Raw genomic sequence first — 6,831 nt, forward strand, 5'->3', positions numbered from 1 at the left:
AATAATAATAATTTTAACGGGAATTAACGCTTTCTTTTCCAGTGCGGAAATGGCGATTGTTTCGTTAAACAAAAATAAATTAAAAATATTAATTGAAGATGGAAATAAAAAAGCAATTTTACTTGATAATTTGCTGCAGGAACCTAGTAAATTCCTGTCTACTATTCAAGTTGGGATTACTTTGGCAAGTTTTTTTGCATCAGCATCGGCAGCGACTGGTTTATCGCAATATTTGTCAAGTGCATTGCAACCTTTGAATATCCCATACAGTAATCAAATTTCAATGATTTTAATAACTTTTCTATTGTCATATGTTACACTTGTTTTTGGTGAACTAATTCCAAAGAGAATTGCACTTAGAAATTCAGAAAAGATTGCTTTATCATCAGTCGGAGTTGTTGTATTTATTTCAAGGTTATTTTCTCCATTTGTAAAATTTTTGACATTTTCTACAAATTTGGTACTTACAATTTTGAAAATGAAAGAAGACAATATTGAAGAAAAGGTTTCTAAGGAGGAACTGCGTTCGCTTGTAGAAGTCGGTAAGGAACACGGTGTTATTAACGAAGCTGAACAGGAAATGATTGAGAATATTATTGAATTTGATGAGAAAATTGCACGTGAAATAATGATTCCGAGAACAAAAGTATTTTTGATTGATAAAAATATCTCAATTCATGAACTTTTTGAAAATAAGGAAATTGGAAAATATTCACGTATTCCTGTTTATGAAAATGAAGCTGACAATATTGTTGGTGTGCTATTAACCAAGGATTTGATGATGGAAGCCTACAAAAAAGGGTTTGATAACATAAAAGTTGCTGATTTGCTGCAAGAAGCGTATTTCGTTCCTGAAACAAAAAATGTAAATGAACTATTTAACGAAATGCAGCTAGAGAAAAAGCACATTACTATACTTATTGATGAATATGGAGGTTTTTCGGGAATTGTTACACTTGAAGACTTGATTGAGGAAGTTATGGGAAATATTGCTGATGAATTTGATGATGAAGACTTGTCAATTCGCCAATTGTCACGAAATAAATACTTAATTAATGGAGATGTTTCCTTAAATGACTTGAATGATAACTTTCACTTTGAACTTGAATCTAAATATTATGACACTTTAAGTGGGATTTTAATCGAAAATTTGGGATATATTCCTGAAGATAATGAAAATATTGAGCCAATTACAATTAATGGTGTTGTATTCAAGCCACAGCGAGTTAAAAATAAAAAAATCGAAAAAGTCCTTATGACTTTTGACAAAGATCAGCAAGATGATGAAAAGTCTAAAAATAAATCTAATGAAGATGAATAATATTTGTAACAACATAAATAATACATAGAAATGGAGTTGATTAATCAAAATGGGCATCACTAATGTTCAACAAACAGGCGGACTTAAACGACTTTTCCCGCTTCTAGCAAATGAAAATGTTGATATGAAAAAGGAAGTTATGGCAGGAATTACAACATTTCTTACAATGGCGTACATAATTGCTGTAAATCCAAATATTTTGTCAAAAACTGGTATGGATGCAGGAGCATTAGTTACAGCAACTTGTTTTTCAGCCGCAATTGGCTGTTTTCTTATGGGCCTTATTGCAAATCTGCCTTTTGCCCTTGCCTCAGGTATGGGATTAAATGCATTTTTTGCATTTACAGTTGTACTAAAAGGTGGTATCAGCTGGCAAACTGCTTTGACTGCTGTCTTCTGTGAAGGAATTATATTTATCTTTTTAACACTTTTTAAAGTACGTGAAGCTGTAGTAAATTCCATTCCAGAAAATATGAAACACGCTGTTACTGGTGGAATTGGAGTATTTATTGCATTTGTCGGTTTTTCAGGGAGTGGGCTGGTTGTTTTAAATGAATCTACCAAAGTTAGTATGGGACATTTTTCTCCAGCGGTTATTATTTCATTTATCGGATTATTCTTAATAGCTATTTTAGATAAAAAAAATGTACGTGGATCAATTCTTTATGGAATAGTATTGAGTTCTCTTCTAGCCTGGGGATATGCTCTTATAAATCCTGCACATGCAAAAGAATTAGGAATTTATTTACCATCTGGTATCTTTAAATACGAGTCAATGATGCCTGTTATGGGAAAATTAGACTTTAGGCTATTTACTGATTTTAAAATGTTTGGAAATTTATTTGTCATAGTTTGCACATTTCTGTTTGTAGACTTTTTTGATACTGTCGGAACATTAGTAGGAGTATGTTCAAAAGCTGATATGCTAGATGAAAATGGAAATGTACCAAATGTAGGACGAGCTTTAATGGCAGACGCAATCGCAACTACAGCTGGTGCCGCACTTGGAGTTTCTACAGTTACAACTTATGTAGAAAGCTCAACAGGAGTTATCGCAGGAGGAAGAACAGGATGGTCTGCTATCACAACAGGATTCCTATTCCTAATATCAATGTTTTTCTCGCCAATATTCATCTCAATACCAGGATGTGCCACAGCTCCAGCCCTAATTTACGTCGGTTATCTAATGCTAAGTTCAGTTAAAAACATAGACTTGCACGATATTCTGGAAGGAGTTCCATCTTTCATAACAATTACAACAATGGCTCTAACTTACAGTATTGGTGATGGTTTAACATTAGGAATTTTATCTTATGTTTTAATAAATCTGTTTTACAATTTATTCTCGAAAAAAGAAGACAGAAGACACGTTTCATGGGTAATGGTTATTTTAGGAGCGTTATTCATAGTTAAATTATTATTTATGTCATAATCAAATTTATAAATTCTTATAAACAAAAAATATGATCTCTTATACACTACTCTGTATTTGAAATCATATTTTTTTATTGCTCTTATTCTACTTCAATTAAATCGTGTATTTCTGCTTTCCCCTCTTCAACTTCTCTTTTTCCTTGAATTAATTTATTGTAATAATCATTATTTGACATAATATATAAATTTTCCATCAAATTACTATATTCATCTTCACTCATTACAACAATATTTTCGTCATTTTTCCTAGTTACAATCAATGTCTCACAATTCTGTATCACTTTTTCAAAATATTTTTCAGGATTGTTCTTAAAATTAGAATAACTTGTTGCTGTCATAAATTTCAACTCCTTAATTTAAAACGTAATCCCATTCCTAAACTTACCTTCTGACTCAACTGGCTCTGTTCCAGTCTTAAACAATGCTGTTCGTTTATTTACTCCATCTCTGTCAAGAAGTCCAATTTGCAAGTCAATATCTCTTGTTGTTAAATCTTTTCTTGTAATATAATCGTCTATAAATTCAAAGACTCCAACGTTGTAATTCGGCAAGTCAACTACCGTCTGCATATAAGTTTTCCAAATTGGTGCAGCTGCAGCTCCCCCGGTCATTCCAGGCCCCATTGACTTGTTGTTATCATTTCCAACATAAACTACTGTAGCAAGAGTAGGTGTGTAACCTGTAAACCATGCTGAAACATAGTCAGAAGTTGTTCCCGTTTTTCCAGCCATTGGAATAAGCTGTCCATTTTTAAAGACTTTTGCAGATTGCCCAGTTCCATAATTTACAGCATTTTCAAGCATGTAAGTTAATATTGCAACATCTTTTGAATCATAAACTTTTTTCATTTTTGGTTTTGCTTCATAAACAACTTCACCATATTTATTCTCGATTTTGTAGATATATTGAGGCTGAACTTGATAACCTCCGTTTGCAAGCGCCGCATAAAACATTGCCATGTCTATTGGTCTTGTCGAAATTGAACCAAGTGCCAACGTATAGTTCTTAGGAAAATCTCCTCCTACAACTCCCGCATCACGCCATACTTTTTCAGCCGAATTGATTCCAACACGTTGCAATAATTTTACTGGTATTATATTGTTGGAAATTTCCAATGCCTTAGCAAGTGTCATGCTATCTCTGAATACTCCGTCATAGTTCTTTGGACTCCAGTTTCCAATTTTTACTGGCGAATCTTCCATAACGGTATTCATTGCCATGTTTTTTTGCAATGCCGCAAGATAAACTACTGGCTTATAAGATGAACCTGGCTGTCTCAATGAACTTAATGCACGATTAAAGTTACCTTTTTTATAATTTTTTCCTCCAACCATTGCTTTTACAAACCCATTGCTTGGATCAATAGAAAGCAATGCACCATTTAAGTTCGCTCGACTCTTCAAGTTATAGTTATTATTAAATGCCGAATAAGCTGCCCTTTGTAAATCTAAATCAACTGTCGCATAAATTTTATAACCGTCAAATAAGAATTTTTGGTCTTCTTCAGGTATTTTCAATATTTTTCTTACTTCACTTAATACAACTGTTGTAAATTCAGGTGCCACATTTGAAGTCGAAATCTGTTCCTCTTCATTACGGCTTTTAATATTCCCATTTACAAACGTAATTTTTTCTTTAACCGCTTTCTCATATTCTTCCTCTGTTATAAATCCAAAATTTCTCATTTGATGAAGCACAATCTTTTGTCTTTCCAACGCATGTTCTATTTTTGAATATTTTGTTGGAGATTTTGGAAGACTCGCTAAAATTGCCGCTTGTGCAATAGAAAGCTGTTTTGGCTGTTTATTAAAATATTTTATAGCTGCATTTTTTATTCCGTAAGCTCCTTGCCCAAAATAGATTGTATTCAAGTAATTTTCCAGAATTTCATCTTTTGTATACTTTCTTTCAATTTCTATTGCTAAAATCGCTTCTTTAATCTTTCTTGTCATTGTCTGTTCTGGTGACAAAAAAGCATTTTTTGCAAGCTGTTGAGTAAGTGTACTTCCCCCTTCACGCCGTCTTCCTGTAATTGTCAAAAAAGCCGCTCTTGCCGTTCTTACAAAGTCAAATCCGTGATGAGTCCTAAATTTTCTATCCTCAATTGCCAAAAACGCATTCTGCACATGCAAAGGAATTTCTCCAATTCCAATTGGAGCTCTATTTTGAACCATTATCGTATCTATTTGATTTCCATTGATATCATAAATTACCGATGGCGATACAGGTGCATATCCATCAATCAAATCAACTGGCGTTTCCTTGCTTACCGTATAAACAAGATAAGCTCCCGCTCCCGCTCCGATTATAAACAAAAACACAAAAACTTTGAAAAAAAATGACAATAAACTAAATTTTTTTCTAGGTTTTGCAATTTTTTCTTCTTTATTATTCTTTTTCATTACTACCTCTTTTCGTAACTATTTCAATATCTATTTAAATATTTTTAGCAGAATCCATCTGTTTTTTTGCCTTCAACTGTCCGCAGGCCGCTGCAATGTCCTGACCTTTAGTTTCTCGCAACGTTACATTAACATTTTTGTCTTTTAATAATTTATAAAATTCTCTTTGTTTTTGTTTTGATGGTGTTTTATAAGGCTTTCCACCGACAGGGTTATAAGGAATCAAGTTTACTAGACACGAAAATGAATTTAAGAATCCAGCTAGTTCCCTTGCATCTTCAGGCTCGCAGTTCAAATCATCAATCAAGATATATTCAAATGTAATACGATTTTTAGTTTGTTTCTGATACTCCAAAAGTGATTCTTTTAACTGTTTTACTCCCCATGTTTTATTTATCGGCATAATTTCACTTCTCACATCATCTCTCACTGAATGTAATGAGATTGCTAAGTTCACTTGATTTTCATTTTCTGTAAATCTTTTTATCCCATTTACAATTCCGCTTGTAGAAATCGTAAAATTCCTTTTTGAGAAATTCTGTCCTTTTGGAGAATTTAACATATTAATCGAACCAAGAACCGCATCATAATTTAAAAATGGTTCTCCCATCCCCATATAAACTACATTTCCTAATTTTTCTCCACGTTTAAGTAAATATTTCTGAACATAGTAATATTGTAGTAAAATCTCAGAAATTGATAAATTTCTTTCATAAGTCATTGTAGCTGTGGCACAGAAATCACATCCGATAAGACATCCAATTTGTGAAGAAACACAAAGCGTATGCCGATTTTTATGAGAAATAAGCACACTTTCAATCAATCTTCTGTCCTTCAATTCAAACAAAAATTTCTCAGTATCCCCATCTTCTGAAATTTGATGTGTTTTAAACTCCAGTTTTGCCACATAAAATCTCTCCTTCAAGGTTTCCCTATCTTTCTTAGAAATATTAGAAAATTCGTCAAAATCAAATACCAGTTTATTATGCAGCCAGTCAAAAACTTGACTCGCATTAAACTTTTTAAGACCAATCTCAACAAATTTCTCTTGCAAACTCTCTAAATCCATCCCCAAAATATCAATTTTCTCAACTGTATTTATATTTGTCATTTCATTATTATTTATCTCCATTATTTTATTTTTTTCAATTTCCTCCTTTTATTTTTACAATTTTCATTGTCTATATCATACCATATTTTACGAAAATATTACAGTATAAAAAATAGAATTTTCAAAATAAAAAAAATGCTCAAAATTTAATTTTACTTAATCTATTTCTGAACATTTTTCTTAATTTTTAATTTTTATATTCCCAAAGCCTCTTTTAATGCCGTTTGTAATATATTAGAAAAGTTTAATGACTGTTTTTCAGCCTCATCATTTAACCATTTTGGAATTGTCAATGTCTTTTTCACAGCCTGATTTCGTGCTTTTTCTAAAATTGGAGAAATCCAGACATCAACATATATTAAAAATTCTCCATTTTCCAGTTTTATCTCACTATTTTCAGATTTTGGAAACGGAATATTATTTTTTGCCATTGTAAAAAGCATTCCTGATAAAACATCTTTTGCATTTCTTACAACTTCCTCAAGCGTCTCTCCATCAGTAAAACATCCTTCAAAATTTACAAAATTTGCATAAAAAACACCATCTTCTTCTCTTACAACACA

General features: G+C 32.1%; 6 protein-coding genes. 2 read left to right on the forward strand and 4 right to left on the reverse strand.

Annotated elements, in window-relative coordinates; genetic code table 11:
- Position 1: 1 nt before the first annotated feature.
- Both Q0370_RS07135 and Q0370_RS07140 read left to right on the forward strand, forming a co-directional pair.
- Positions 2-1,321 carry a hemolysin family protein gene (locus Q0370_RS07135; protein WP_299573952.1) on the forward strand — a complete coding sequence of 440 codons (1,320 nt, stop codon included), beginning with the start codon at positions 2-4 and terminating at the stop codon, positions 1,319-1,321.
- A 49-nt stretch (positions 1,322-1,370) separates the two neighbouring features.
- Complete coding sequence (locus tag Q0370_RS07140; protein WP_299573954.1) at positions 1,371-2,753, forward strand: NCS2 family permease; 1,383 nt, start codon at positions 1,371-1,373, stop codon at positions 2,751-2,753.
- 82 nt (positions 2,754-2,835) lie between these two features.
- On the opposite strand, the gene Q0370_RS07145 is transcribed toward Q0370_RS07140, so the two are convergent.
- The 4 genes from Q0370_RS07145 to Q0370_RS07160 all read right to left on the reverse strand — a co-directional run.
- Positions 2,836-3,093: a type II toxin-antitoxin system Phd/YefM family antitoxin gene (locus tag Q0370_RS07145; RefSeq protein WP_299573957.1), complete on the reverse strand. Its 258-nt coding sequence runs from the start codon at positions 3,091-3,093 to the stop codon at positions 2,836-2,838.
- A gap of 18 nt (positions 3,094-3,111) precedes the next feature.
- Positions 3,112-5,157 (reverse strand): transglycosylase domain-containing protein, encoded by a 2,046-nt coding sequence (locus Q0370_RS07150; protein WP_299573960.1) that lies wholly within the window; start codon positions 5,155-5,157, stop codon positions 3,112-3,114.
- A gap of 34 nt (positions 5,158-5,191) precedes the next feature.
- On the reverse strand, positions 5,192-6,289 hold the full coding sequence (gene rlmN, locus Q0370_RS07155; protein ID WP_299573962.1) for a 23S rRNA (adenine(2503)-C(2))-methyltransferase RlmN: 1,098 nt from the start codon (positions 6,287-6,289) through the stop codon (positions 5,192-5,194).
- A gap of 173 nt (positions 6,290-6,462) precedes the next feature.
- Positions 6,463-6,831, reverse strand: a 369-nt coding sequence (locus Q0370_RS07160; protein WP_299573965.1) for a type II toxin-antitoxin system HicB family antitoxin, incomplete at its 5' end; no start/stop codon positions are given.

The organism is uncultured Leptotrichia sp. (genome assembly GCF_938036635.1).
Taxonomy (GTDB): domain Bacteria; phylum Fusobacteriota; class Fusobacteriia; order Fusobacteriales; family Leptotrichiaceae; genus Leptotrichia; species Leptotrichia hongkongensis.